Source organism: Staphylococcus sp. HMSC055C03 (assembly GCF_001809385.1).
GTDB lineage: Bacteria > Bacillota > Bacilli > Staphylococcales > Staphylococcaceae > Staphylococcus > Staphylococcus simulans.
In genome coordinates this window covers 1-353 of sequence record NZ_KV797484.1, presented here as the reverse complement: position 1 = coordinate 353, position 353 = coordinate 1, and the positions used below count along the sequence as shown (strand labels likewise).

Below are 353 nucleotides of genomic sequence, written 5' to 3'. Positions count from 1 at the left end.
TGTATGTCCCTCTGCATCAATGGCACGATATAAATAGCTCCATTTTCCTTTTATTTTGATGTACGTCTCATCAATACGCCATTTGTAATAAGCTTTTTTATGCTTTTTCTTCCAAATTTGATACAAAATTGGGGCATATTCTTGAACCCAACGGTAGACCGTTGAATGATGAACGTTTACACCACGTTCCCTTAATATTTCAGATATATCACGATAACTCAATGCATATCTTAGATAGTAGCCAACGGCTACAGTGATAACATCCTTGTTAAATTGTTTATATCTGAAATAGTTCATACAGAAGACTCCTTTTTGTTAAAATTATACTATAAATTCAACTTTGCAACAGAACC

General features: G+C 33.4%; 1 pseudogene. It reads right to left on the bottom strand.

What is annotated here, in order from left to right:
- Window positions 1–297: pseudogene (locus tag HMPREF2603_RS04310) on the bottom strand (IS6-like element IS257 family transposase); the annotation flags it as partial.
- Window positions 298–353: the final 56 nt, after the last annotated feature.